This window comes from Sphingobacterium puteale, from assembly GCF_050986225.1.
GTDB lineage: Bacteria > Bacteroidota > Bacteroidia > Sphingobacteriales > Sphingobacteriaceae > Sphingobacterium > Sphingobacterium puteale.
Map to the genome: position 1 here is coordinate 4,056,619 of NZ_CP158959.1, position 26,422 is coordinate 4,083,040.

The 26,422-nt window shown below is 42.6% G+C and carries 24 protein-coding genes; 12 read left to right on the forward strand and 12 right to left on the reverse strand.

All coding sequences use genetic code 11. The features are described 5' to 3' along the window. Positions 1-83: 83 nt before the first annotated feature. Positions 84-2,312, reverse strand: coding sequence for a HEAT repeat domain-containing protein (locus tag ABTV71_RS17190; protein ID WP_433900420.1), 2,229 nt, complete (start codon positions 2,310-2,312; stop codon positions 84-86). Between the two features lie 239 nt (positions 2,313-2,551). Between ABTV71_RS17190 and ABTV71_RS17195 the strand changes: the two genes are divergently transcribed. The 5 genes from ABTV71_RS17195 to ABTV71_RS17215 all read left to right on the forward strand — a co-directional run bounded on the left by ABTV71_RS17195 (position 2,552) and on the right by ABTV71_RS17215 (position 9,559). After that, positions 2,552-3,172 (forward strand): hypothetical protein, encoded by a 621-nt coding sequence (locus ABTV71_RS17195; protein WP_433900421.1) that lies wholly within the window; start codon positions 2,552-2,554, stop codon positions 3,170-3,172. Then, on the forward strand, positions 3,162-5,984 hold the full coding sequence (locus ABTV71_RS17200) for a TonB-dependent receptor (protein WP_433900422.1): 2,823 nt from the start codon (positions 3,162-3,164) through the stop codon (positions 5,982-5,984). Before ABTV71_RS17195 ends, ABTV71_RS17200 begins: the two co-directional genes overlap by 11 nt. Positions 5,985-5,988: 4 nt before the next feature. Further along, complete coding sequence (locus tag ABTV71_RS17205) at positions 5,989-7,200, forward strand: DUF4876 domain-containing protein (RefSeq protein ID WP_433900423.1); 1,212 nt, start codon at positions 5,989-5,991, stop codon at positions 7,198-7,200. Between the two features lie 11 nt (positions 7,201-7,211). After that, the gene (locus ABTV71_RS17210; RefSeq protein WP_433900424.1) at positions 7,212-8,759 is read left to right on the forward strand and encodes a DUF6850 family outer membrane beta-barrel protein; all 1,548 of its coding nucleotides are present in this window, start codon (positions 7,212-7,214) and stop codon (positions 8,757-8,759) included. Between the two features lie 347 nt (positions 8,760-9,106). After that, positions 9,107-9,559: a GNAT family N-acetyltransferase gene (locus ABTV71_RS17215; RefSeq protein WP_433900425.1), complete on the forward strand. Its 453-nt coding sequence runs from the start codon at positions 9,107-9,109 to the stop codon at positions 9,557-9,559. Between the two features lie 89 nt (positions 9,560-9,648). Here ABTV71_RS17215 and ABTV71_RS17220 read toward each other — a convergent pair whose 3' ends face one another. The 7 genes from ABTV71_RS17220 to ABTV71_RS17250 form a co-directional block, all read right to left on the reverse strand. Continuing rightward, on the reverse strand, positions 9,649-10,386 hold the full coding sequence (locus ABTV71_RS17220; RefSeq protein WP_433900426.1) for an SDR family oxidoreductase: 738 nt from the start codon (positions 10,384-10,386) through the stop codon (positions 9,649-9,651). Positions 10,387-10,463: 77 nt separating this feature from the next. Continuing rightward, complete coding sequence (locus tag ABTV71_RS17225; protein ID WP_433900427.1) at positions 10,464-11,033, reverse strand: Crp/Fnr family transcriptional regulator; 570 nt, start codon at positions 11,031-11,033, stop codon at positions 10,464-10,466. A 210-nt stretch (positions 11,034-11,243) separates the two neighbouring features. Next, positions 11,244-11,558, reverse strand: coding sequence for a MerR family transcriptional regulator (locus tag ABTV71_RS17230; RefSeq protein WP_433900428.1), 315 nt, complete (start codon positions 11,556-11,558; stop codon positions 11,244-11,246). Positions 11,559-11,589: 31 nt separating this feature from the next. Next, the gene (locus tag ABTV71_RS17235; RefSeq protein WP_433900429.1) at positions 11,590-12,333 is read right to left on the reverse strand and encodes a LytR/AlgR family response regulator transcription factor; all 744 of its coding nucleotides are present in this window, start codon (positions 12,331-12,333) and stop codon (positions 11,590-11,592) included. A gap of 2 nt (positions 12,334-12,335) precedes the next feature. Continuing rightward, on the reverse strand, positions 12,336-13,337 hold the full coding sequence (locus ABTV71_RS17240) for a hypothetical protein (protein WP_433900430.1): 1,002 nt from the start codon (positions 13,335-13,337) through the stop codon (positions 12,336-12,338). Positions 13,338-13,365: 28 nt separating this feature from the next. Continuing rightward, positions 13,366-14,295 carry a hypothetical protein gene (locus ABTV71_RS17245; protein WP_433900431.1) on the reverse strand — a complete coding sequence of 310 codons (930 nt, stop codon included), beginning with the start codon at positions 14,293-14,295 and terminating at the stop codon, positions 13,366-13,368. A 64-nt stretch (positions 14,296-14,359) separates the two neighbouring features. After that, complete coding sequence (locus tag ABTV71_RS17250) at positions 14,360-14,560, reverse strand: hypothetical protein (protein WP_147430431.1); 201 nt, start codon at positions 14,558-14,560, stop codon at positions 14,360-14,362. 244 nt (positions 14,561-14,804) lie between these two features. Here ABTV71_RS17250 and ABTV71_RS17255 point away from each other — a divergent pair, with 244 nt between their 5' ends. From ABTV71_RS17255 to ABTV71_RS17265, 3 genes are all read left to right on the forward strand, one after another. Then, entirely contained in the window at positions 14,805-15,350 is a 546-nt protein-coding gene (locus ABTV71_RS17255; protein ID WP_121125126.1) for a hypothetical protein, read from the forward strand. Positions 15,351-15,705: 355 nt separating this feature from the next. Further along, a complete protein-coding gene (locus tag ABTV71_RS17260; protein ID WP_433900432.1) occupies positions 15,706-16,218 on the forward strand; it encodes a DoxX family protein in 513 nt (170 codons plus the stop codon). A 19-nt stretch (positions 16,219-16,237) separates the two neighbouring features. Further along, positions 16,238-16,570, forward strand: coding sequence for a hypothetical protein (locus ABTV71_RS17265; protein WP_433900433.1), 333 nt, complete (start codon positions 16,238-16,240; stop codon positions 16,568-16,570). Positions 16,571-16,664: 94 nt separating this feature from the next. Here ABTV71_RS17265 and ABTV71_RS17270 read toward each other — a convergent pair whose 3' ends face one another. From ABTV71_RS17270 to ABTV71_RS17285, 4 genes are read right to left on the reverse strand one after another with little or no spacing between them, the layout of a single operon-like run. Beyond that, entirely contained in the window at positions 16,665-18,089 is a 1,425-nt protein-coding gene (locus ABTV71_RS17270; RefSeq protein WP_433900434.1) for a TlpA family protein disulfide reductase, read from the reverse strand. Between the two features lie 5 nt (positions 18,090-18,094). Beyond that, on the reverse strand, positions 18,095-19,477 hold the full coding sequence (locus ABTV71_RS17275) for a RagB/SusD family nutrient uptake outer membrane protein (protein ID WP_433900435.1): 1,383 nt from the start codon (positions 19,475-19,477) through the stop codon (positions 18,095-18,097). Positions 19,478-19,488: 11 nt separating this feature from the next. Then, complete coding sequence (locus ABTV71_RS17280) at positions 19,489-22,953, reverse strand: SusC/RagA family TonB-linked outer membrane protein (RefSeq protein WP_433900436.1); 3,465 nt, start codon at positions 22,951-22,953, stop codon at positions 19,489-19,491. Between the two features lie 16 nt (positions 22,954-22,969). After that, the gene (locus ABTV71_RS17285; RefSeq protein WP_433900437.1) at positions 22,970-23,344 is read right to left on the reverse strand and encodes a hypothetical protein; all 375 of its coding nucleotides are present in this window, start codon (positions 23,342-23,344) and stop codon (positions 22,970-22,972) included. Positions 23,345-24,299: 955 nt separating this feature from the next. Between ABTV71_RS17285 and ABTV71_RS17290 the strand changes: the two genes are divergently transcribed. Genes ABTV71_RS17290 through ABTV71_RS17305 form a run of 4 tightly spaced genes read left to right on the forward strand, consistent with a single transcriptional unit; the run spans position 24,300 to position 26,422 of the window. Beyond that, positions 24,300-24,677 (forward strand): helix-turn-helix domain-containing protein, encoded by a 378-nt coding sequence (locus ABTV71_RS17290; protein ID WP_288062906.1) that lies wholly within the window; start codon positions 24,300-24,302, stop codon positions 24,675-24,677. Then, the gene (locus tag ABTV71_RS17295; RefSeq protein ID WP_433900438.1) at positions 24,674-25,171 is read left to right on the forward strand and encodes a thermonuclease family protein; all 498 of its coding nucleotides are present in this window, start codon (positions 24,674-24,676) and stop codon (positions 25,169-25,171) included. The genes ABTV71_RS17290 and ABTV71_RS17295 overlap by 4 nt, the downstream gene beginning before the upstream one ends. Continuing rightward, a complete protein-coding gene (locus tag ABTV71_RS17300) occupies positions 25,153-26,034 on the forward strand; it encodes a YDG/SRA domain-containing protein (RefSeq protein WP_433900439.1) in 882 nt (293 codons plus the stop codon). Before ABTV71_RS17295 ends, ABTV71_RS17300 begins: the two co-directional genes overlap by 19 nt. Next, the gene (locus ABTV71_RS17305; protein WP_433900440.1) at positions 26,021-26,422 is read left to right on the forward strand and encodes a (deoxy)nucleoside triphosphate pyrophosphohydrolase; all 402 of its coding nucleotides are present in this window, start codon (positions 26,021-26,023) and stop codon (positions 26,420-26,422) included. The genes ABTV71_RS17300 and ABTV71_RS17305 overlap by 14 nt, the downstream gene beginning before the upstream one ends.

A 26,422-nucleotide genomic window follows, 5' to 3' on the forward strand; every position in this document is an offset into this window, starting at 1 on the left:
CAAAAAAAGCTGTCTAGGGTTACAGTATTTCCCCCAGACAGCTTTACGTCCAAATAAGTCGTTATATAGAAAGAACTGTTGACTTATTTTTTTGAAAATCCGGCCATGATATTTTTCGTTTTTAGACTTTGGTATTTCACGGCTTCGGGAGCGTCAGATTCTGCAAGTTGCTCACAGGCCTGATAAATAGCGTCACGTTGATAAGATAATGGAAACCAGCTCATTGCTTCAAGTGCGGTTACACGAACATCTTCGGAATTGGTCTTATCAAGCGCGGTTGCGATCAAAGTCGGCACCATACGGTGATACCGGTACAAACGCATGGTGCGGATATCATTAAGGCGCTCTTTTTCCTTTTCCGCTTTATTGATTATTTTTTTCTCGAGTGTCTGGGTAGTCCGCTCTCCAACTGCAACAATTTGATCAAGCTTTTCGGCGAGCATCTTTCCATTGCTCAAATTTGGATTATGGCGGACCTGCCGATCGATTTCTGCTTTCACCAGCGTCGGATCCATAAAACTGATCGACGTACGCAAGCGATAACCAACCCGCTCTGAATGCGGATCACTCAGGTATAGCGCAATCATATCTTTTACAAAATCGTCTCCACCAAACTCTGCTAAATCGTAGACTGCCAAACGGCGGATAAACTCATACGAGTCTGATTTAGCAGCATGGAGCACCTCAAAATAATCCTTATTTTCCAATTGCCGCAATTGTATAAAAGCCTGTGTACGCACAGTTTCAAATGGCGATTGAAAATAATATTGTTTCAATAATGCGCCGATCTCCTTTTCATTCAATAAGCGAGAAAGGTAAACCAAGGCCAAGGCCTGTAGATCTGCATCATTTTCTTTCAATAGGGACTTCCAATAGCCCAGGTTTTTATCATGGCTACCAATTGCCGCATTGATATGGAGACGCTTGTCTGTATTGCTTTCAAAATGATAAGTAGGATCGCCCAGGATATGAGTTTCTAAGTAGGCCATATGTTTCATCCAGTTCCCTATCCGCACGCCGTGCTGCAATAAACCCATCAGTTCCCCGGGCCACAAATCCTGCAATACGCCAACGGAATTGGCCACAGCAGCAATATTATCATTGTCAGAAAATGGGTAATAACCAGCCAAATAGTTGGGCAGATGGAAAGAACCTGTCAGACAGGAGTTGAGGTAGACCAGCGGTGCTTTAATATGGGCATTCTTGACATCATGGATCTGCATATCCATATCCTCATTAAAGAGGGAATCAGCGGCAATGCTCTGCGGGTCAAACGCGTCGCGCATCCACTTGTCATTCACCCCAAGAGATTCCATAAAAGATTTTTTAACGGCTTCTACATCCCGGCCATCTTCCTTTGCCGATCGTAATTTCGAACGGAGATAGCGGGCCACGTTCTCCATGGATGGCTGTGGATTGGACGCCAACGGATAGCCATTAAGCAATTGCAAGGTTGCTGTACCATGTCCCGTCATGTAAGCAAAGTCCAACCCGTCGCGCTTTAGTTCATTCAGCAAGTTGAATTTAATAAAGTTATCGGAACGAAAATTGACAAACTTGACCGAATTTCCCGGCAGAAACAAGGAAGGCATCTGCGAGCGCAACGCCAAAGCCTCACCAATGGTCGAATTGACCGAATTGGAATTATAACCATGACCTGTAGAGACGATCATGTCATTTAGCGGAACGGACTTTGTTTTCTGCTGAACAACCTTTTTCAGATAAGCCCTGATTTTTGCAACCGGATCTTCACCGTTTTCAACCGGCGGTTTAATTCGTGCCGAATAGATATCCATCTGTATATATTGCGGCGAATTAGCATTTAATGTATAGTAGTAATAATTGGAGCGCGATTTGGCAGTATCCTGCTTGATAAAGTCAAACTGCAGGTCAAAATCATCATAGTATCGGTCAGAAGGTACCGACGACTTGTCCCAGCGGATATTTTGGGACATCTTGAACGCAGAAGTCAAAAACTGTGCGTCGCGCAACATAGGAATTGGAATATCCCCAATCAAAACTGTCCCCTCTAAAGGCTCTTTTTTCCCATATAAACTTTTTAATATCGTACGGATCTCATCAGGTTTACTCCACTGACTTGAAATAATATAAGTCCCCAGTCCATCCTTTTCGACTGCAGCACGATAAGCATCGATCTCAGTCTTTGCCTGATCGTATGTGCGCTGATCAACAATGATCGCAAAGGTAGTCGCGCTCTTCACGCTGGGTTCCAATATCGTTTGTGCTCGCAGCGGCTTCACAGCCAGCAGACTCAAAGCAAGGGTTAAACCGGTAAAAGTAGAATGCTTCATATCAAGATGTATTAAAATATGCATAAAGATGCATGCAAATGTACATTAACTTTATTTAAAACGATTAAAAATAAAAAAATTAATCGCAAGGAGCTCAATTATACCCTCCATTAACTCAAATTAACTGAAATAATATTTTAAAATTCACTTATTTATAATAAATCTAAATACATATATTTGCAACATGCTTATATTAACAGGCACAAACAATTAATCATTAACAGCAAAAAGTAATACCTATGAAACATGTTGTCATCGCCCTTGTACTCTCTTGGGGAACGTTAGCCGCATTTGGGCAAAAACAGGAACGCAGCCCGCTGGCCAAGGACCTTCAGATAAAAATTGCCTTACAGGCTGCTCCCGCAGATCAGCGTGAAGGTGCTAAAGTATTAGGATATAATGAAAAAGGTGAGTTTGTCACACTACAGGAAGGTACAGCCACCAACAACCTGATCTGCCTCGCTCCGGATTATAAGTCTTCCGTCCTGTATGCCTATGCCTATCCCAAAAGCCTGGATCCATTTATGGCCCGCGGACGCGAACTAATCGCCGAAGGTAAACGCAAACAACGTGATGAAATTCGCGAGGCTGAGCACAAAGCAGGCAAATTGCCCATTCCACAGACGCCTACGATCCTATACGGTTATTGGGGACCGCTGGCCAAACTAAACAACAGCACCGGAGAAATTGAAGGCGCAATGCGACGTTATGTTATCTATGTTCCTTATGCAAAAGCGGCTGATATCGGATTATCCACTAAACCCGGTCTGCCAGGCATACCTTGGCTAATGGACGAAGGATCCTATAAAGCTCACATCATGATTAACCCCGAAAATATGGGACATAGCCATGGAAAATAACGAAACTGCGTTAATAAGAAAGCGGTCACTCCTATTCTTTGCCTTGTTGACTTTATCAACAGCTTCCTTTGCCGCTAGCCCTGCAAGCACCCAACCCTTCATGGAACGTGCTTTCCAAGATGGCGAGATCCGAGGGCTAATCACGGAAAAAGCAACGGGCAAAGCACTCAAAGGAGCCACCGTACAAATCAGAGAATTGGGCTTGTATTCCAAGACCGATGAGAAGGGAAACTTTAGTTTCAGCCAAACGCCTAACGGACAGTATACGCTTGTTGTTAGCTACTTAGGCATGTTAACGGTAGAGCAATCCGTGACCACCGGAAAACAGCCAATAACAATCGGCATGGCAGAAAACTCCATTGCCCTGGCGGATGTTGTCGTTGTCGCCCAGGAAAACCGTAAAGAGGGCGCCACATCGACCCTGATCAATCGCAAGGCCATTGAACACATGCAGGCAACCAATCTTGGTGAAGTCTTGCAATTGCTGCCCGGCGCGATCACGGTCAATCCAGATTTTACAAACGTCAACAAAGCGGGTATCCGTAATGTCGAAAATAGCAATGGGACCAACCGTTCCTCCGATTATATGAGCTCCTTGGGTACTTCGCTGATCATCAATGGTGCCCCGCTTTCCAACAATGCCAACCTGCAGTCTCTAGGCTCGGCGGCCATATTAACGGGCACTTCGGGCTCGAGCGGCTCTGCCGGCAGTTTTTCTACTTCTCAAGGGTTGGGAGCAGATATGCGGCAGTATACCGCAGACAACGTCGAATCCATTGAGGTGATCCGCGGCATCGCTGGCGTTGAATATGGCGACATGACCTCGGGCGCCATTCTCGTACAGACAAAAGCCGGAAAAGAAGACCTGCAGATCAAAGGCCGGATAAACCCCAAACTAACGCAATTCTGGGCAGGTCAGGGTTTTGATTTCGGCAAAAATAAAGGTACGCTATTTGTCGACCTGGACTACACCCGAGCCAATGACAAGCAGACTTCTGCTTATGCGGCCTATAACCGCGTGACCGGCTCTGCGCAGTACACCAAAACATTTGGACAGCATAAACCGCTATATACCAACACTTATTTTTCCTTTGGCAGCAATCTGGATAATGTCAAAGTTGATCCCGATGCCAATGCAGCACCGCAACTCAACAAGTCGCAGGACTATAGCTACCGCTTCTCTACCAACGGAAAATGGAAACTCAATAAAGCACTGGCCCGACAGTTAAACTATACCGTATCGTTGAATTATGCGCTTCAGAAATCATACCTGGAAAATGCCGGAACTTCTGGTATTTCAGCTGTGGGAAGCTCGTATATCGATGGTACATTTGAGGCTCCCTATCTACCTGCAAGCTATATCAATAAAGCCTGGGTGGAGGGAAAACCGATCAATTTATTCGCCAAACTCTCCGATGAGTTTTACGCCAAAACCGGCCTGTTTACGCACCGTATTCTTGTCGGCGCAGACTACCGAATGGATGCCAATAGCGGAAATGGGAAAACTTTTGACCCCAACTTTCCATACCGTACGAGAGATGTGAATGGCTACCGATCGAGAGCCTATAAAGATATCCCGGCAATAAATCAACTCGGAGCCTATGCTGAAGACCGCATGACCGCCCGATTTGGAAAACGGGAACTCGCTATCCAAGCGGGTCTGCGGATGGATCAGGTACAACCTTTCCGCAGTGACGGTATGTCCGCCCTGTCTCCAAGGATCAATGTCAGCTACGATATCCTACCTGCCCTAACCTTGCGTGGTGGCTATGGTATCGCTACCAAAGCACCAACATTAAATATGCTTTATCCTGAAAATGCTTATTTCGACGTTTTCAGTTTAAATTATTACAAGCAGGATCCCAATGAGGCACTCGCACTCATGACTACACGCGTCTATGGAACAGGCAATGATCAACTCAAGCTGGCCAAATCCCATAAAAAGGAACTGGGCATCGACTGGAAAATTGGACAAGGCCAACGCATGAGCGTAACGGCTTATCACGATAAAATCGACAATGCCTATGACTATCTGACGACATTAAATAGTGTGCGATACGAGCTTATCCCGACCTATACGGTACAGCAGGAAGTTGCAGGCGGCAAACCGATTTTGAGTGATGACGTGACCAATACCCCCTATGTATTTACGTTTGCGACTCCGACCAATGGCAGGCAGATCATCAATAAAGGTGCGGAGTTTGAATTTGACATGGGACGCTTTGATGCGATCCGGACTTCTTTCCAGCTCACTGGTGCTTACCAGTCGACCAAATCGACGACTACAATGCCCTATATTCTCGCACAGGAGGTACCCAATAACCCGATGACACGCATTGGTGTATTTGCTCCGCGCGGAACAGACAGTGAACGGCTGGTCACGACATTAAGGGCCATCCATCATATCCCCGAACTACGGTTTATACTGACCTTAACGGCACAGACCATTTGGATCGATAAAGAACGTAATGTCGACTACTCCAGCCTACCTATAGGTTATATCCCCTTGGGATCGGGCAAACCCCTGGATATCATTTACTTCTCAGAGGCAGAGCGCCAGCAGATCACTTCGGCCGACCGTGATATCTACCTGAGTCTCAATGAAAACGTCTTCCGCACGGAAAGCTGGAAACCCCTTTGGCTTTTCAATATGAAACTGACCAAAGAATTTGCCAAAAACATGGGTTTCTCCTTCTACGCCAACAATTTTATCAACAATAGACCTTTGGTACGCAGCACACGCAATCCCGAACAGTTCACAAAACGCAATATCGATATCTTTTTTGGAACCGAACTGTCTATTAAATTCTAGAAAAATGAAAAAAATTAACTGTTATCTCTCTCTGATAGCGTTACTGTGTGTATTTGTTAGCTGCCGCAAAGATTTTGCGCAGGTAGATACCCTTTCCTATACCCTTGCTGTACGTTATCCGAGCCTTTATCCCCAGGTGTTTGCCGCCGGAGCAACCGTAACCGTTAAGAATACGTTTACAGGTGAAATCTCCAAATTGACCACGAATACCGAGGGAGAGGTCAATTTGCAAGACATTGTTCCGGGTGTGTACACGGTAATGGTAAACCGGGAGATTACCGAAGAAGAAAGCCAGGCAATCACCGGGCGGGTTGGAAAAGCATTTCTCAATGCTTCCATTGCGTCCTTACGCATCCAGGAATCCGGAAAAACTGAAATTCAGCTGAGTGGCGGTGCCATCGGCGGATTTGTAATCAAAGAATTTTACTATACCGGGAGCCGCACCCCGAATAATGCCACCTATCTGTACGATGGATTTGTCGAGATCTACAATAACTCAACAGATACTTTGTTCGCTGGCGGAATTTCTTTTGGAGCGACAAAAGCGGGTTCAACGATAGCTACAAAATTTATCGAGGACCAGCAAAATGTATATCTGGCGTCCTTATGGACCATCCCCGGTACTGCCGGCGTGGACCACCCTGTAGCACCTGGCAAATCAATTGTCATTGCAGTTGATGGAATTAACCATAAAACGGATCCCAAGGGCAATCCAAATGCGCCGACGGACTTAGGGGCAGGAATTGCAGATTTCGAAACCTATTTTAACCCTCCCGGAAACAGCAATGATACGGATTCCCCCGATGTACCCAATGTTACGCTTATCTATAGTTCTTCGCTGACAGTTTTTGACTGGCTACCCGGTGTCAATGGTTCCGGATTGGTGATTCTATCACCTGACGATTATGCAGACTATGAAACCGTGACCGAACCCGGAGCGACTGCATCCACACGTTATGTCAAAGTATCGACAGACAAAGTCATCGACGGTGTAGATTGTGTCGCCAACAGTACCATCACCTTGGACAAAAAACGTCTACCCAATACGATAGACTCAGGGGTGGCCTTTGTAGGTGGTGGAGTGGGTACAGCAAAATCGGTGATCCGGAAAGTCAGGGAGGAAATCAACGGTGTAAAAGTACTGATGGATACCAACAATTCATCGAGCGACTTTACCATAAACGATAGCCCAAGTCCTAAAAGTTATTCCAAATAAGCAGGAGCATCATGAATACAAAATATATCCTTTCCCTGGCATTTACAGCAGCCTTAGCGCAACTGAATGCACAGGAAAATCCGAATATCACCTACTCCAAAGAAAAAGAGAGCGTGCTTACACGCAAGACCAGTGCTTTTTTGGGAGAACTTAATCTACCTGCTGTTGGAAACACCACATTGGGTTATTTCTATGAAGCTGGAGATTATAGACATCCATTTACAGGAAAATCGAAACAGGGGCTCCATTTTTCATCGGAAAAATTTCAGCGGACAGGCGACTGGACTGTATACGGCCGCTTTGATTTTACAACATTGAAAGAAAAACAGCTGGCCTACGCATCGCTCGTGAATCCATTCACGGACAATCCCTACCAAATTGTCGATTCCTTAAAGGGAGACTGGAATAAGCAGTTTTACGATATGGCGCTGAAAATAGCAAGCCCCAGTTTTGCAGGCGGTAGCATGCGGGCCGGACTTGACCTCTCCTATCAGGTAGCTACGGGGGCCCGGCAAATGGACCCACGTTCTGTCGATACCGAGAACAAGATTCAGCTAGCCCCCAACCTGACCTACAAAATCAGCCAGCGGCATCAGCTGGGACTGGCGGCGATCTATAACTATCATAAAAACGACTTGAGGCTTACGCGCGCCAATGAAAATCAGCAATACAATGTGTACAAGCTATTGGGGCTTGCCGAATATGCCGGTGCATCGCCCTTTATTATGACGAGTGACATGTACCGCAATTATATCACCCACGAGTATGGAACCGAAGTGAGTTATCGCTATGCAAGCGACCAGTTCCGCTGGCTGGTATCGGGAAGCTATCTCCGTCACGGTGAAAAAGTAACCGATGGGACCACCTATCCGATGAAAGCGGGTAAGCATACCTTTGATCAGTACGGCTTGTTATCTGCTGTTGATTTGAAACGCGGTCTTTACAACCATCACTTCGACTTAAATATTCTGTACCAGGACATTTCCAATACCGAATACCAGCAATTGCAGCGTACCGATGACCGCAGCTACGAAACGATCTTTGAAGGAACCCTAAACACAGCACTGAGAAGTCAGGCAACATTGGCCTATATTTTGGCCAAAGAAACGAGTTCTTACCGTTCCGACTGGTTTGCAAAAGCTTCTTTAAGCTATTCAGGCTGGGACAACCGCTATGCTTTGCCACAAAGCAAAGAAATTATCGACCGCTTGGATATCGGTGTGCGTTTTAACAAAGCGTTATCCCGATGGGTATTTGATCTGGCATCCAACTACAATTTTGCGGTGAAAAATGAATGGAGTTATACCGACAAAAACTATTCGAGCAATTTCATAGCAAATAACGTTGCACTTCCCATCTATCAGTACCTCGCATCAGATCGAATCGCTAATTCGCTGAGTATACAGTATCGACTGGCGAATTTTGGCAGGAAAAATAACGAACTTTATATCAAGGGCTCTGGCAGTTTGGAAACAGTGCTTTCTTCAGCAATGGGCGCTATTGAAAAGGGCCAATCACGCTATTCAGCCAGTTTGACATTAGGTTTATTGACATTTTAACCTGGAAATACCGATCCAGCTATCCCAGACCATAGCGTTACCGCAATTAGCTGTCTATAAGAACAGTGTAGCCGCTAAAAGATTATATTTTTTTAGCGGCTATTTTAATTATTTTTTGTTGTTGGCCAGCAGCGCCCTACTTTTTACCAGTTAACTCCTCATCAACTCCTGCTTTTCATGATATTTTCATCGGGTCGGCATCGGGTGCTGATGCTATTTTCCCGATGAGATCCCGAAGCCGATTCGAAGAAGACCGCCGGAAAGCTAGAAGTTGGTCAGGAGAAAGTTCGAAGAATATTGGGTGATCGGGTGAATAATCGTAAATTTGAAACCCTTAAAAATTAACGATGGAAATACGACGATACCGCCCCTCCGATCTGGCACAGATCAGCCAATTATTTTACGACACCGTACATACCGTAAATGCAGCGGACTATACGAAAGAACAGCTTAGCGCATGGGCGACCGGTCAGCTGGATCTAACTGCTTGGAATGATTCATTGTTAGCACATGAAAGCTTCGTCGCAGTGATCAATGATCAGCTAGTCGGATTTGGTGATATCACAGTGGATGGCTATCTTGACCGTCTTTACGTGCACAAAGATTATCAGGGACAGGGTATTGCCACCGCCCTGTGCAATGAACTTGAAGCTGCGACCGCTAGCACACATCTTAGTACACATGCCTCCATTACGGCAAAACCATTTTTTGAGCACCGAGGCTATGGCGTTGTCAAAGAACAACAAGTGACCCGAAACGGCGTTCAGTTGACAAATTATGTTATGGAAAAAAAACGCTAGAAAAACGTCTCTCCTGCCAGTGAGACCGCTTCAAGCGTTTTTTCCATTGGATATACAAGCATCCAAGCAACATTTTTATCGGGCGTACATTACCAAGGTATTTCACCAGCACCTGGATTCGTTTCCTCGCTAAAGAATTTGCCGGAGGGGCCATGTTCATCAATCAGTGCATATTTGATGACCCGGCTAGCCGCGAGCCCAACTTCCCCCCCATTATAGCCTGTGAAATCCGTTTTTGTATACCCCGGGCATACGGCATTGATCTTAAAGTTTGTATTACGCAGCTCATAGGCTAGGTGTATGGTATACATGTTTAGTGCAGCTTTGGAGGCAGCATAGACGGCATACTTCGCGTAGTCGTAGGCAGGCCATTCCGGATTGCTTTGCAACGAAAGCGAGCCTACACTGGTACTCACATTCACTATACGGGGTTGATCCGATTGTTGCAGTAAGGGAAGGAAATGCTGGGTAACCCGGGATACGCCAATGACGTTGGTATCAAAAGTCGCCAAAAACTGATCCTCGCTAGCCTCCAAGGCGGTGTAGGGCGCATCCCCATTAATCCCGGCATTGTTGATCAATATGTCAAGTACAGTTGTTTTTTCAGCGATTTGGTCACGTGCCGCCTTTACTGAGCGCAGGCTGGTCACATCCAGTGCAATAGCCTCGACATGTGTAAGTCCTGATGCAGCCAACTTTTTTACAGCATCCAGCCCATTTTGTAAGCTTCTACTCCCCAAATAGACGTAAAACCCCTGCTCCAGTAATTGCCGCGCTGTTTCAAATCCAATGCCTTTGTTGGCACCTGTAATAAGTACTTTTTTCATCTTTTTTATATTTAAAATCTGAAAGCAATATTATAACAGTCCCCAAAAAATTTCTTTACCAAATGGTAAAAAATGCATCAACTGATATTTTTACGTATTCTGCTCAAGGATTGCTGCGTCACCCCCAGATAGGAGGCAATATAGCGTAGCGGAACCCGCAGCACGACCTCTGGATAATTCTTCAAAAATTCAAGATATCTGGAAGAAGCATCTTGCGATACCACGGGGCCTTTTCTTGACTTTTGATACATACATAGCTGAACCATCTTATTTTTTATGATGTCCCATCCGGCTATGCTATGGGATAATCCCTCCCATTGTGCCTTTGAAAAAACAATTAATTTGCAATCCGTACAAGCTTGAATATATTCGGTCGAAATTTGGTACGATTCCAGATTAAGGTAATCCGCTGCCAGGCTATTTTCTGCAATAAAACAGCGCGTGATATCTTCTCCGTCCTGATTATAATACCAGCCCCTTAGCACGCCCTGCACGACAAAGCCCACCTGCCGGGGTATCGCCCCAGCCTCCGAAAAATATACTCCCTTTTTCAATTCTATTTGCGTAACACTTGCTTTGATTAAAGCGATCTCTGACGTATTGAGATGACCAAATCGCAAGATATAATCGATTAAACTATCCATCATTAGCATTTGATTGGTCAATTTACAAAAATATAGTTTATTTGAGAACTGCTATAAGATACCGCCCCCATTGCAGAAAAATATTCATTCCTAGCCCAGCTGTTCACAGGAGAATGCACAGCGATTGTATAATCAAAAAAACGCCTCCCCGAGAAGAGAGACGTCTGAAGAAAGTAATCCGCGTACAGGTAAAAATCATTTGATCGAGCGGTACTACAACCCTCGGTAGCTAAGCCGCAGCCGCTCTACATCCACATCCCGATAATAACGCTTATTGCGCTCCCGTCTGGCCACACAGATATAGCCATCGCGCTGGAGCCGATAGAGTGTCTCGGTCGAGATGCCGACATGCGATTTGACATACTCCGCATCGCGAAGCACGACATTTTCCGCTTCTAGCTGCTCCCGCAGGTCGAGATAGATAGCCAGCTGACGTTTTACCGCCAATAGTTCCAGCAAGATCGTTTTTTGGGCAAAGGATTGCCCGGAGCTTATGGAAAAGCCCCTGAGGTACTGATTTTTACGCATACAGATTTATTTAGGGTTTATAAAAAGTTTTTCATCTTCTTTCCCTTGTCAGACCAGCTATACTCTTCCGTCTAGACCGTCCGATTGGCAATCCCTCAGCTGTACCTTCAGTGAGATATACATATTTACCAGATATTTCACGTACAAAGTTGAGATTCACGATAAATCCTCGATGGATGCGCACACAATAAGAGACTGGCATGTTTTGTTCTATTTCCTCCATAGTGACCCTTGCAGTCAAACGCTCCCCCCTTGTGGTGATCTCTACGTAATTGTCTATGCACTGCATATAGATGATATTTTTAAAGAATAAGATCCGCTTTTTGCGAAGATTTTTAATCTCGAAAGTGTAATAATCGCGTTGGAGTTCCGGAGCGACTATAACCGGCATTCCCAAGCGTTTCAGGCATTTGTTCAATGCATGAAATACTGCTTCAAAACTTACCTCCTTCATCAGGTAGTCACAGGCATCGTACCTGTAGCTCTCCACGGCAAACTGACTATGTGCGGTCACAAATACCAATGCTGGCTGCAGCTCGGCAGGTAAAATGCGATACAGCTCCATGCCTGAAATATCCGGCATCTCAATGTCGAGAAATAAAATATCAACTTTATTGCGCAATAGATAATTGAGTCCCTCTTTTCCTTTATTAAACACCTTAATATCCTCAAAATTACCCATATGATCAACCTCCCTGAGCTTAAGGATCTGCTCAACAACTTTCTGAGAATCGGCTTTATGGTCATCAATGACCACAATACTATACTTCGGCATAATTATTTATCAAATTTCAATTCAACTACAAAACAGGCCTCATCTTCAATGCGATACTGCAGGGTGCACCCTTGGTGCCGGAGCGGCTCATAAAGACGATTTACAAGATCCAGTCCCCGTCCTGTACCTCGGCTTACGCACTCCCTATCCATGCGGTTACATATTCTTAAGATCACCGCATGCTCGATTACGGTCCACTCGAGCAGTATCAGTTGATTTTTGGGACTATACTCTGTTGCATTTTCGATCCAGGTCATCAAAGTAAGTGCCGGTACCGACCTGTTCCAAAGCCAGGCCGGCATATTTTCAACACCTTTAATTTCAAATCTGTGGTGTACCGACATTTCTATCAGCTGTCTGAGGTAACGCCACTCTTCGTCCAGGCTCACCAGAGTGTCACGCAGTGCCATCTTGTTGATTACATATTGAAAAAAGTCCATCACTTTTAGATCAAAAGCTATCTTACCCTGTACGGCCATATCAAATAATCGGCGCAAAAAATGACCAGAGAGCAAATTACTATTCGAAATATTATCTAACGTGCGTTGTAGCAGCTGGGTTTCGGTCCCATTTACCCTGATGCGCGAAATTAAATGATCGACGAGTAGGTAGATAGTGGCAAGTAAAAGTCCCCGAACAATTTTCCGCATTAGCTTCTGCTCGTCCCCCTCTTTCCAAGGATAAAAAAATACAACGTCCCAACGCGGGAGAAGATCATATAAATATAATTTTACAATATCGTATACCGCCAGCAACAAGACCATACATGGTAAAAGCACAAGCCATTTTCCATACCCATGCCGCCAAATGTTGTGAAAAATCAGAAAGCATACGCTGTAATAGAACAAATACGGCAACGCATAAAAAAAGAAGATATAAGCTGGATGATGTATTAACACCCTAAATTCGGCAAACCACAGTATAATAAGCCATACGATGATTCCGACAAACCATCTGACATAGAGACTCCTAAATGAAATAGATTGAAAAGAAAATACACTCATCACGGCAAAGGTTCGTATATTAACTAAATTAATTAAACTTTTCCTTATTAGCAATAATTTCGTAAAATCGCTTATTAAACAAGTCAAAAAGATAGGCTTTATCTGTAAAAGAAAATGGCAACATCCAGCCGCCTTGTCTGGTTAATCCCCGTGTATTTTTGCTGTCAGCTTCCAGATAATGATGTATGAGTGCCCAGTTTTCCCAAGCTGTCCAATCTAGATCGATCATCTCCTGAAAAGTCTGCTGTAAACTTGTAAGAGCCTCCAGCAAAGCCTCCGGAGTTTTGCTGCCACTGTTTAAAATAACCCTTGGTTCGGCTAACTGCCAGCTTTGAGTTGTACCCGCTCCATCGGGTTTGAGATGGAGCGCTTGTACAGGCAGGTCATAACGATGTGCCAGTTTGAGCAGATTGCTACGCCAATAAAAGTAACTACCGCCAAAAGGCACACGCAAACGGCCTGCGCGCTCCTTTTCCTGCATTTTCACTGATGACTCATTGGCATCGAGAAAAACCAGCACTATCCGATCCATTGCCACGGCATGTAACAACTTGCGCAAGACCAGCGGGTCACCCGCATCCAGGCATTCGAAATGTTCAGGCGATAGTCCCATTCGACTAAGCATCAACCGATAGCTTTCCTGCTCGCGCTCCAACACAGTAGCAGAGACCAAAAGCGTTAGGCGGTATCCAGCAGCCACCAATAAGCGCGGCAGCAGCCTATACGGACCAAAATGAAAAGTGAACAAAATCCCGGGGTGCAAGGTTTCCAACTTATCCACCACAATCCCCTTAGTCTCGGGCTGCTGCTCGACATATAGTCGCTGGAAGTTCTGCCTATGCTCCTGCCAACGCTGATATCCTGTTTGGAGTTCGGCCGTCATTTTATCGGGATAGAAGGCCTGCACATTAGCCATCCACATAAGACGCTGCAGTTCGATTTTTTTTTGATTATTCATAAATGAAACTTAGTATCGGCCCATAGATGGTTATTCCGATGGGCCGAGAGATTAATGATTGAGGTTACAGCGATCCGATCCAGCACTTATCGTCTTCAAGGTCGCCAAAAATCGGTTCGTCAGCAAACAGTTCAAAGACTGTATAACCTTCGAAAATCGTTGCTTCATTTACTTGCAATTCATTTTCCATTTTACAATTGATTTTTTTGATTCGAAAGATACAGGTCGAATCTCTCCTGTTCCATCGTACGATCGGGTTATTCATTCATCAGCTGATAAACAAAGATGCCGAATCTCGCCAGCAGAAAAAATTTATGGGAGACAGAGCCAAAAAGAGGGTTCCAAAGTCAATGCGCTTCAGTATCATGGCCACAAGTGTCGTTCACCACCCTATTGTGCATTTCGCCCCTGCATTTAGGTCGTATATCCCAAAGAAAAATATGCCTGTCGAGAATCCGTATATTGCCTATTTCTTTTTTTATAATAAAAATGCCAACATAAACTAAACAATGAAGAGAAGTAAAGAAGACCTACTAAATCCCTTTTTTAAAGAAATTTATCCCGACTGGCAGAAGGAAATTCCAGAACTAAAAACAGCTTTTGAAGAAGAGCGATTTATTAAGGGGGAGCAATTGATCAATGACTGGGGCGACCTGTATCTGATCGTTGACGGAATTTTTGGAAAGTATGAAAAGACCTGCCCTGTGCGCTACGCCATCGGGGGCGAATCGCTGATGATCCCCAACCAAAGGCACGCTTATCAGTTTACCGCACTAAGTGATTGCCGCACCTATCGCACTTCGCTCCGGCAACTCGAGGAAATTAATGCACACAACCCCAAAGTCTTTTACCTCTACGCCAATCTCAAGGAAAAGCAGCAGGTCTATCTCGACTATAGGCACAAGCTGCTTTCGATCCATAATGAGGATAAGTATGATTTTGTTTTTGACAAATACCCTGACATACTTTCGCACATTACACAAAAAGAGCTTGCACGGTTTATGGGGATCAGTATCGAACTGCTGAGACGTATTTTGCGCGAAAGGGAATACTAACGAGCACAATTTATTGGGACTTAAATACCAATTTATTGGAATTGGAATACCAAAATATTGGTATTTCAATTCCAAAACATAGTGCTCCAAATCCCAAAATATAACAGGTATTGCTTTAGAACTTTGTAATAGCGGTTGGATGCAGCAGATCAATGCCATCAAGCTTAATCGAAGAAAGTAACATGTACAGGTGAGGCTGCCATCCGAAAGCTCCAATAAAAAACAAACGTTATGAAACAGTACAAAAGAAAATTTGCCTTATTCCCGCTATGCCGGTAAGCAGCAAGACCAACCAGGAAACCCATCTGTTATGGGCAGGTGGCTCCGCAGAAAACCAAAAAGATACAACAACAATATGTACAAGCTTATGGAAAAGCGCTTCAATATTTCAGCATATCAACAGGATCACCCTGCGGGCTCCACAAAACGCGGTAGTTTAATCCGCCGGATCGCACGCTGGATCTATTTTCGCTTACCTGATCTGATTAGCTATGGTTATGTCTTTATGTATATGTACACGGGTTGGGCCAAGTTTATGAATATGGCCACCTTCATTAAAGGCAATAGTAAGATCCCCCATCTAGGACAGTATGCGAAAGCGATCGGCTATGGCATCCCTTCTTTGGAGATTGCGCTGGCTGTACTGTTAATTATCCCTGTGTATTGGGTAAAGCGCTCCGCACTGTGGGCATCGATAGTATTAATGGGTGTGTTTACCATATACCTTAGTCTGATGGTCATGTTTGCAGAGAAAAAGCTTTGTCATTGTGGTGGTGTTATCGAAGCAATGGGCTGGAAAACTCATATCGCCTTTAATATTATATGGCTGATAGCAGGACTCTACGCCCTCAAAAGAACAAAATTATAAACATTTAAAATTTAATCCCGTGGAAAAAATCAAAAAATATGGGAAAGTGCTACTGGGTGTAGCATTGCTAGGCGGCGCGATATTGACGCAGTCGTTTACAACAGCGGTTAAAGCTGATAAAAAATTGGCAAATCATTTTTATGGGTACGACGAAGTTTCTCAAACTTACCTCGAAATAACCGGGCCATTAGATGAAACTGCCAACTGTGAATCTTTTATGGAACCAAAATGTGTTGTCGGAACAGACAACACAATTCCAGACGGATTTACTTGGGATGATGCACAAAATGATCCCAGCATCAGCAGCCAGATTACTTACGAGAGCAACGATTCCGGTAGCTATACGCGCTAATTTGGTTTAAACGCGAAATTACTGTACGTAATTACGTGACGAAGCCCAGCTTAATGCTGGGCTTTGTTCCGATAATACGATTTTTCATAAAGTATTATTTCAAAAGATTTTCAATTGTCGTTATTAATTCCTCTCTCCTTTCATCTCCGAATGGCCTGGTTGCATTGGTCGTTACCAATTTACCATGTCGGTCCACTATCATCAATTGAGGAAAGGACCGATATTTATAATTCAATAGAAATGGATGATTCTTTCCAAGTCCATTGGTATAAACATTTAGACTATATGGAGAAGTATATATTCCAGTATTTATACCTTTTATCCAATTATTTCTCTTCTTATCAACATTGACGCTCAGAAAAATTACATTTCCCGCATGAAATTTTTCGATTACATCCTCCATTGCTTCTCCTAATTTTGCACAGCCCAAGCATCCATTAAACCAAAAATCGATCACAACAACTTTTCCCTTGAGATCGTCCAACCCTATATTTCGGCCTTTGACATCTTCAAACGCAAAAGGATATATCCTTTTACCTATTGCCCTACTTTCCTTTTGAGCCAATATCATCATTCTACTTACACTGTCTTTCATGAACACGAGCGCGCTATCCAGATAATCAATTGGAAACTGATCATACTGGATTTCCTTAAGTATGCATTCCGTCACTGCACGATCCCTGACGACCCCTATTGTTTTTGCTTTTATCTGATTATAAAGATCCTTAAAGATAAATTTCTGTCCATATAAGCTTCTTTTGAATTTAAGATCATTGACCTCACGGACAAAATTATAATAGCCGATTAAAGCTGGAAAAAATGACTTTTCTTCGTAATGTGTCCCAATGCTGTCTTGCACAATTTGCTGAAACATGTTATATGCATATGCTATTATATCGTTGTCAGAATTTATGTGGCCCAAAAAAGAAAAAAGTGCCAAATCGATACCCGCAGCACAATTTCCCCTTAACATCTCTCTTTCCGCTTCTGAAAGGTATAGCGCGTAGGCACTTAGAATAGAATCCATTCGACTACGGTTATAATTTCTTGCGTCAAGAAGATTGTCTACATCCTTCTTCGTTGCCTTAATATTTTTGGATCTAGGATATTTCGACAGTTGTTCAAATTTTAGTTGGCATTCGACCAATTTAGACTGCCCTTTTGCCAATGATATCCTACCCGTAGAATCAATAGATAGATAAATTTCCAGACCATTTTTGACCAATAATGGTCTGTTCCTATTTGTAAATCTCTCATTTTGGATAACAAGGAAACTGTATTCCTGACCGAGATCCAATGAAAACTTATTCCCTATGGACAATTTCCAGACTTTTTTATTCGACGGTTCCTCGATACCCCGTGTAAGGTAATCGTGAGCAGTATATAAAATGATAGAATCAGAAGCCTGCGTAGATGTAAATTGTGGGATGACAAATTTCACCTGTCCTTTTGCGACAGTCACCGATGCCAATAAAATCAACATGCAGGTATATATATTTAAATTTCTCCTCGTTCTCATGGTTTTTAACGTTCATTTTGGATAATATGACTAAAAGCAATCTCATCGTCAGGAATAGGAAATACGTATCGGCTACTATTGGCCGATAATGTGTAGTTTTTATCCCCCAGTTGTCGCTTGAGCTCGATTCCTCCCCCCTCTTTATTTAAGCGTTTGATGTCAGTCCAGCGCAGCCCACGCCACACCAATTCTTTTCTTCGCTCGTCCAAGATCAGTGCTAACAATAATTTGTTATCCGTGGATTCGATTGCTTTGTATTTGCCTATTGAGTAGCGCTTGACCAAAAGGTCATTCATCACTTCAATTGCAGATTCATCTTTCCCCGACCGCACAAGGCACTCAGCTTTGATGAGATACATTTCATCTGTAGCCAGCCCCGTAAACGGATAGGATCCGCCGCCGAGATAACCACGCTTAACATTATAATTACCGAGGTTGTTTTTCATAAAATAAACCTCTTTTCGCAGGTCATCTGGTTCATACATTCCGATAAGCTGATTGTCCACTCCTATTGCAGTACGGTTGAGATAGCCCGTTGTACCGGCATAATTATTTACCTGCGTTGAAAAGTAGATCACTTCGTCCATGACATAGGTGAATGGCGTTTGGCTACTTAGGCTTACCGTGTTGTAATCCACCAAATTATTATGGATAGAAAGTGTGCTATCCACATATAGTAAGGCCTGTGAGTAATTTCTCATTGCATGCATTATCCGTGCCGCGAGTGCGTAGCACGAGGCTTTTGAAGCATGGTTTCGTTTAGCAATATAATCGTTGGCATCCAATAGCTGAGTTGCTTTTTCAAGATCAGTCAATATCAATTTGTACGTTTCTTCTAGCGTAGATCGTTGTACTACTTCGTCCACATTGGGCGAAAGCTTCAAGGGAAGGCCCAAATCTCCATTTGCTGTATTGACATCGTAATACTTACAGAAATTACGTGAAAGTTCATAGTAAGCATACGACCGAGCGAAGTAAGCCCAACCCAGTAAATTATTGTAGCGCCTAGTATCCTTTACAGAAGACAGCTTACTCATTTGTGTAATAATGTTATTGGCATAAAAAATAGCAGCATAAGGCTTATTCCAATCCATGATATTGATATCACCATTGTAAATATCCTTTTCCCAGACATAGGCCCGTCTTTCGGTTTGTGTCAGCGTGCTTTCCCAAGCTTTTTGATCGACGATAAAATATTCATCGCTAGAGAGCTGTCCCAAAGCTGGAGATATCGTATTCATGACGCCGTAGTTTTCCAGCAGCCCTTCCATATCCTCCAATGTGGCTGGCTGTACGATTGAAGAACTAGGCTTCATATCAAGAAAATCTTTGCGGCAGGATGAAAACATGATCAGGCTAAACAGTAGATATATAAAACGCTTTTTCATAGCATTAAAAGTTAATTTATGTTCAGATTAGCGCCCAATAGAATAATCTTAGGAGCTGGTATAATATTATTAAAGTCAGGGTCTTGCCTTACCTTAGTACGCTTCCACAACAATCCCACATTGGTCACCGTACCAAACAGTTCAAGGCTTTTTATTCCCGCAGGAAGCTGACTAAAACTGTAGCCAATTCGAATATCCTTTAACCGAATATGATCTGCAGGTTCAACCAGCCTTTCCGAAAGATTGAAGAATGTACCGCGATTATTATTCAAAGGATAGCTGAGCGAGGGAATGAAAGTTGCATTTTCGTCCCCTTGCTCCTGCCATCGGTCCGAGAATCCCTCCTGCCGATAACTTACACTGCTTCCGTTAAATACGTTATTCCGTCTAAAATAATAGCCAAACTTATACACCAGATTGAAAGACAGATTAAAGTTGCGATAATTGATGGTATGCAAAAAATTTCCATAACTAGTTGGTGATAGCGAGCCATGATAGATCAGCTGCCCGAGATCATTCGCATTTAGCAATGATGCATAGTCAATACTTGGTTGTCCATCCTTAATACCCTGTGGATTACCCATGCCATCAAGCCCTGCCCATTGAAAAGAAAACAAGGCAAAATAAGGATAGCCTTCTTGTGGATTTTCTCTGTTATTGGAAGCAATGGATGCGTTGGTTCGGTTGCCCACGTAGTTTTTAATCACCTTACTATGCATAAAGCTAGGCTGCAGGCTCATTGTCCATTTCACTTTATTAAAATTCAATATCGACTTCAATATGAGATCCAGCCCCTGCGTCCGTGTGCTGGCCGTATTTCCTCTAAATTGCGTAACACCTGTCTGCGGCGCGAGCAGCGATGTCCCCATCAAATCCAGTCCGTCCTTGATAAAATAGTCCGCTGTCAATTCCAAAACATCATTGTATAAGGCCAGATCGAGTCCCATATTCCAATTTTTAACCTTTTCCCATCTTAGGGAAGGATTTGGTGGATTGACTACGGTCAGATTATTCGCGTTCCAAGGAGTCAGCCCCACCGAGGGCTGAGCCGTTAGATAAGCAGAAAGCGAACGATCGACATTACCGCTATAGCCAAAACTAGACCGGAGCGCCAGTCGGCTCAGCAGTTTTCTTTCACTACGCGAGTGATTGATCGCATTCCACCGTCCACCAACAGACCATAGTGGTACACCCCGCTGATTAGATTTTACGCCGAATAAATTGGATTCATCCTTTCTTGCGCTGACGGAGAGTATATACTTGTTGTCATACGAGTAGCTACCATTAAAGAAATAAGACAGGAAGCGATCTACACTTGCTGTACTATTATCGTTATTTGGAATGCGGCCACTTCCATTTCCATACCAAAAAGGATAGGTAGAAACATAGTCTATGGCTGCATTCTGATTTACTCTTGTCTCTTCATTAAAGCCATAAAAATAATTTCTATACCGTGAGGCATTATCATCCCTGATTTCCCAGCCTAATATCCCATTGATACTGTGCTTTCTACCAATCCACTTATCTACCGTCAATGAAGTCCTAAAACTTTTAGAAACTGTATTCAAGCTAGTCTGATCCAACATATCTCCCCAGGGAACAGGTCTTATCAGGGTATTCTTTAAAGGATCTAAATGACTATAGGTATTAACCATATTTCGTACATAGTATGAATCCTTCCCGTATAAGAGCTCATTCTGGCTATTGCTGCGTTGTAGCATATATTCAGCTTTACCGGTCAGCCAATCAAAAGGTTTTATTTCAAGGCCAGCGCCAATCCGTATACTTTGTGTCGCGGCGCTGTAATTGGTATTATTTTCGTTCCAAGGCCGATATGACCAATCCAATAGTTGGTTACTACCGGGATTGGCAGCATAAGCCATATTTAGTGTGCCGTCGCTTACAGCCAGTGCCTCGCCACTAGCTCCGATCAGATCCAAGTAAGGATAGTTAGGCGTAAATGATTGGCTATTGTTTCTACTCAGTTGATCACTGAATTGGATAAAATTGGTCAAGTTGAGCCAATGATCTGCCAATTTCAATGAACTGTTAAAATTAAAACTATGCCGGCGGTTGTTATCAGTGGACAATGTTTGCTGATCCCGATCGTAGCCATACGAACCAAAATAAGTATAACGATCCGATCCACCACGAAGGTTTAGCGCATATTGCTGCCTTAGTGCTGTCCTATACCAACGTTCCAGATCATTTCGGGTATCGGTTTTGCTCAGATCGAGCAGATTTTGCTCTAAGGTAGACTGCGAAATTTCACCTTTGCGTTCCTTTTCAAGCAGTGTTACTACTGGCGAAATCTCCCCATAGCCGTTATTTATAATTGTATTGTACCGACCTTTCTCATATAGAAAACGTTCGAGCTCAATAAATTCTGAAGAGGTCATCTGTGCAGGATAATAAAGATCAGGCTTCGCTGTTAAAGCTAAATTAGCTACAAAATTAATCTGCGGCACGCTGGATTTAATTCCTTTTTTTGTGGAGATTACAATAACACCATTCCCCGCCCGCGCGCCCCATATCGAAGCAGCACCAGCATCTTTGAGTATAGATATCGATGCTATGTCATTAGGATTGATTGCATTGATATCCCCTGAGTAAGGAAAGTTATCCAAAATGATCAGCGGCTCGTCATTGGAAAATAGTGTACTGCGTCCCCGTATGGATATACCGGCCTGATTGGTATTAGATACAGCACTTTTATCAAAAAGGACGGCACTACTGACACCATTTAACCTATCCAAGAGGTTAGCCGAAAGCTGCCTATTCAATAATTCATTATCTACCTGCACAAAGCTTCCTGTCGCCCGTTCTTTCGGAATCTTTTGGTATCCCGTAGAGACCACCTCCACCTCTTCCAATTGATTCTCCAGCGGTATCAATTTTACATTTATTGATACTCCGGCAGTATATGAAGTTTCTAAACGCCTGAATCCCACATGAGAGAACGAAACTGTACCTTTGGGATTGGCGACTGGCAGTGAAAAGGAACCATCCTTATTAGAAGAGGCTCTCCCCTTTTCACCTTCGACACGGATGGAAACTCCTTGGATCGGCTTACCGTCGACAGACGATACCACAATACCGCTGATGGATAACAACCCATCCGCCCCGCTGTCCTTGCGGGGCGTCTGAGCCGATAAACTAAACATATGAAACAAACATGCCAGAATAAGCAGGGCATGTTTGTTCTTCAATGCCTTTGAAAGACAAATAATAGCATTGAAAACTAAAAAGTATAGATTCAGCGATAACTGTATCACACCCTTTACGCTCCTTGGCATCGGCACAGGGGTACATGCCGACATGATCCGCCTCAAGCTATATACTATACAATCGAAGGGGCACTTTTTATCCCATTCGAATTGAACTTTTTTTAATTTATTTTTTCCAGCGCCATTTATAGGCACCAGATGTGCTACCTTATCCAATAAGGCAGACATCAGATTTGATCTGTTTGTCATCTACTTATTGTTAAGGTTAGTCTACTATTCGTCCAAAAAATTCGTGGATCCGCTTGGTGATCTCCAGCTCATCCAGACTAAAACCTGTTGTTTCAGCGTCTGAAAAATCTAATTTGCTCATGTCCACATAATCTTTATGCACGTGGAAATAAGCAATCAATACCGCTAATAGGTCAAATCCGAACACTTGCTTATGGCAGAGTTCTAATACATTTTCATTAGGCCAGCGGTCTGCTGACTTCTTAAGTAGTAAAGAGATGGTATTCTGGATGGTACGGATATCATACTTTTTCCAAAAATCAGTGATCTTATCCGTAGGATCATAATCTTGATCGTGTACTTGGTATATGGCTAGTTCTAAGGCTAGCACATTTGAATATTTTTGATTCATTTTTAAGGTTCAATAAAGATGACTTGAGCCCCGCTCTATCTAGTGAAAAGAGCATAGCTTCCCCATTTTCGATTTTGTCGAGTTTAAAAAGGGTTGTCATTTGCAGTATTTTTTAAATACTGCTGATACAACAAATAAAAATTAACAAATCCGAAAAGTGCCCAAAAATTGGTTACAAGTCATCTATAGGGGTCATTATGGCACTTCCTCTCGGAAAGAAATAAAAAACCCGACCTTATCAGTATAGAATACCAATACAAAATTATAGTTTTTAATTTTGTTGTTTAAAAATAAAATGCTACTTTTAAGGTGTTAGAAGTCTCGTAAGAGCAATTTATTAATTACACAAAATTAAGGGTGTAGTGTATCGAATACAGATCGGGAAAACCTAGTCTAAGGGCCTTTCTAGTGAATACCTATTCGGCACAAACTATTATGCGGATGCCGCTATCCCCTATTTTGGTTTTATATTTTTAACCGATTATTCTGGCCCTGGAATAATCTTACTTATTAGAATTGAATAGGAAAACCGAATGCTAACCTCCTTGAGGTAAGCCTGGTGTTTTTGGCGGTCTTTGAATCGTTTTGTCATAATCCATTTTGGTTATTTATTAAAACGATGTAACTCAAGGCTAAAATAGACTCGTATTGGTAACAAAACCAATAGGGCGAATCTCAATGCTTTACAAGAGGCACCGCTAAGAGCCCCCACGAAGAATCGTGGTTCCCTAAAGACTTACATGAGACCCGCCCTATTGGAGAATATCTACAAATATAGAAAATTCCAATAGATAGCGAGCTCACGATCTACTCATAGGGAAAAATTAGCGGTTTTCTTGTATGAGTGACATCGTAATGGTAGAAATAAAACCTACCCCTTTTGTCGCTTATGTTACTGATACAAATATAGAAATATTACTTCACAAAACCAACATGTTGGTTTAAAAAAATCAAAATGGCACAAGTAATTGAAATCGTTGAAAAGGAGATGTCTCATCTCGATTATTTATTAATTATTCATATAAAATCGTTACGTGAAAAAAATGGTTGGACACAACAAGAATTAAGTAAGAGAATGGGAGTCGCTGTAAGTTTCGTTGGGAATGTCGAGAATCTTACAGAAAGGCATAAATACTCTATAAGACATCTAGGTCTTTTAAAGAAGGCATTTAATTACACTAATATTTCACAATTATTTGATTTTAAAGGACCTACTCATGACCAAGTGATTTTGACGATTGAAATAACAAGATCTAATAATGAAGATGGTAAAAAGAACCGAATTATAAAGTCTGAATTGAAGTCTATAAAACTTGAAAATCAACTTATTTGAGATTTATTATGGTGCGGATTATTTCAATTTTGTGGTTTCTGATCCCATTTATCTGTATTTCTCAAACAATTAAAGGAAAGGTTGTTCGAATCTCAGATGGAGACACTATAACCGTATTAGATTCAAGTAAAAGGCAAATACGTATTCGACTATATGGAATTGATTGTCCAGAAAATGGGCAGGATTTTGGAAATGTTGCGAAGAAATACACCGCAGAACTATGCTTTGCAAAAATAGTTACAGTAAACTTCAAAGATAAGGATCAATATGAACGAATAGTTGGTGTAGTTTGGACAGAAGATTCTATAAATATAAATCTCGCTCTACTGAGAGAAGGATTGGCATGGCACTATAAACATTTCGATCATTCGGAGGAATTTGCTCAGGCTGAATATCTAGCCAAAATAGAAAAAAGAGGTTTATGGAAGCAGCAAAATGCTATAGCTCCATGGGAATTTAGAAGAGAAAAGAAATCATGGCAACAAGACCTATAATTTTTGGAGATATACCCAATATCCCTGAAGGACATTGGTTCGAAGGACGAAAAGAAATGATGCCTACGAGCTTTCATCGTAACTGGGGAGCGGGAATTGATGGGAATGGCACTACAGGCACTGCAGCAATTGTTCTATCTGGTGGATACGAGGATGATGAAGACAATGGTGAGGAAATCATCTACACTGGTGCTGGTGGAAATGATCAAAATACAGGGAAACAAGTTGAAGACCAATCGTGGAAGAATAGAGGAAATGCGGGTTTACTGAAAAGCCTGGATGAAGGTCTTCCGGTTAGAGTTATTAGAGGATATACTCATAAATCTTCTTACTCTCCTGAAAAAGGATATACCTATGGGGGATTGTATAGTGTCGTCGATGCTTGGGAAGAAGTAGGAAAAAGCGGTTTTAAAATCTGTCGCTTTAAACTCCTTTATATAGGAACAAGCGAACTAAAGAATACAGCTGAAAAGGTCGAGCTAAAGATTTCTAACGAGGCTACCAAAAGAAAAGCAGGTTCTATCGTAAGAATCATAAGAGATACAAAAATAGCTCATGACATTAAAAAGCTATATGATTTTAAATGTCAAGTATGTCAGTTTGCTGTGCCTACTAAATCAGGTCATTACGCCGAAGGCGCACATATTAAACCGCTTGGAACACCTCATAATGGACATGATAGTTCGGACAATCTTCTTTGTCTTTGTCCTAATCATCACGTGATGTTCGATCGTGGTAGCTTTTCAATTCAGGAGGACTTAGAGTTAATTGGAGAAGTTTCAGGCAGATTATTCTTACATCCTTCACACAAAATAAATAATAAGAATCTTAAATATCATAGAGAATCACATGGCTATCATTAAAGTTGTTTGCGGGATTATATTCAAAGACAATCTTGTTTTGATTTGTCGACGGAAGCAAGAAAAATCTTTAGGTGGCTATTGGGAATTTCCGGGAGGAAAGGTTGAGGAAGCTGAGTCTCACGAAGATTCGTTACTGCGTGAACTGATTGAAGAACTCCACTTGAAGGTCGAAATTAAACAGCATTTTTTTGATACTGTACATCATTACGATAAAGTTGCTATCAAATTAATTTCTTTCATCTGCGAGACTAGCGGTACTGTGGTTGCGTCTACAGATCACGATCAGCTTAAATGGGTAAAGGTTATCGATCTATTAAACTGGAAACTCGCTCCTGCTGATATTCCAATTGCGCAAGTATTAATTAAAACGTATTCTCAAGTAAAATAG

Excerpts from the sequence above, each read along its gene's own strand:
- ABTV71_RS17275 (WP_433900435.1), bottom strand. The coding sequence starts at position 19,477 with ATGAAAAAGCGTTTTATATATCTACTGTTTAGCCTGATCATGTTTTCA.
- ABTV71_RS17200 (WP_433900422.1), top strand. The coding sequence starts at position 3,162 with ATGGAAAATAACGAAACTGCGTTAATAAGAAAGCGGTCACTCCTATTC.
- ABTV71_RS17235 (WP_433900429.1), bottom strand. The coding sequence starts at position 12,333 with ATGCCGAAGTATAGTATTGTGGTCATTGATGACCATAAAGCCGATTCT.
- ABTV71_RS17250 (WP_147430431.1), bottom strand. The coding sequence starts at position 14,560 with ATGAATAACCCGATCGTACGATGGAACAGGAGAGATTCGACCTGTATC.
- ABTV71_RS17205 (WP_433900423.1), top strand. The coding sequence starts at position 5,989 with ATGAAAAAAATTAACTGTTATCTCTCTCTGATAGCGTTACTGTGTGTA.
- ABTV71_RS17270 (WP_433900434.1), bottom strand. The coding sequence starts at position 18,089 with ATGAGAACGAGGAGAAATTTAAATATATATACCTGCATGTTGATTTTA.
- ABTV71_RS17215 (WP_433900425.1), top strand. The coding sequence starts at position 9,107 with ATGGAAATACGACGATACCGCCCCTCCGATCTGGCACAGATCAGCCAA.
- ABTV71_RS17240 (WP_433900430.1), bottom strand. The coding sequence starts at position 13,337 with ATGAGTGTATTTTCTTTTCAATCTATTTCATTTAGGAGTCTCTATGTC.
- ABTV71_RS17245 (WP_433900431.1), bottom strand. The coding sequence starts at position 14,295 with ATGAATAATCAAAAAAAAATCGAACTGCAGCGTCTTATGTGGATGGCT.
- ABTV71_RS17190 (WP_433900420.1), bottom strand. The coding sequence starts at position 2,312 with ATGAAGCATTCTACTTTTACCGGTTTAACCCTTGCTTTGAGTCTGCTG.
- ABTV71_RS17300 (WP_433900439.1), top strand. The coding sequence starts at position 25,153 with ATGGCAACAAGACCTATAATTTTTGGAGATATACCCAATATCCCTGAA.
- ABTV71_RS17225 (WP_433900427.1), bottom strand. The coding sequence starts at position 11,033 with ATGATGGATAGTTTAATCGATTATATCTTGCGATTTGGTCATCTCAAT.
- ABTV71_RS17305 (WP_433900440.1), top strand. The coding sequence starts at position 26,021 with ATGGCTATCATTAAAGTTGTTTGCGGGATTATATTCAAAGACAATCTT.
- ABTV71_RS17290 (WP_288062906.1), top strand. The coding sequence starts at position 24,300 with ATGGCACAAGTAATTGAAATCGTTGAAAAGGAGATGTCTCATCTCGAT.
- ABTV71_RS17255 (WP_121125126.1), top strand. The coding sequence starts at position 14,805 with ATGAAGAGAAGTAAAGAAGACCTACTAAATCCCTTTTTTAAAGAAATT.
- ABTV71_RS17260 (WP_433900432.1), top strand. The coding sequence starts at position 15,706 with ATGTACAAGCTTATGGAAAAGCGCTTCAATATTTCAGCATATCAACAG.
- ABTV71_RS17230 (WP_433900428.1), bottom strand. The coding sequence starts at position 11,558 with ATGCGTAAAAATCAGTACCTCAGGGGCTTTTCCATAAGCTCCGGGCAA.
- ABTV71_RS17210 (WP_433900424.1), top strand. The coding sequence starts at position 7,212 with ATGAATACAAAATATATCCTTTCCCTGGCATTTACAGCAGCCTTAGCG.
- ABTV71_RS17220 (WP_433900426.1), bottom strand. The coding sequence starts at position 10,386 with ATGAAAAAAGTACTTATTACAGGTGCCAACAAAGGCATTGGATTTGAA.
- ABTV71_RS17285 (WP_433900437.1), bottom strand. The coding sequence starts at position 23,344 with ATGAATCAAAAATATTCAAATGTGCTAGCCTTAGAACTAGCCATATAC.
- ABTV71_RS17195 (WP_433900421.1), top strand. The coding sequence starts at position 2,552 with ATGAAACATGTTGTCATCGCCCTTGTACTCTCTTGGGGAACGTTAGCC.
- ABTV71_RS17280 (WP_433900436.1), bottom strand. The coding sequence starts at position 22,953 with ATGACAAACAGATCAAATCTGATGTCTGCCTTATTGGATAAGGTAGCA.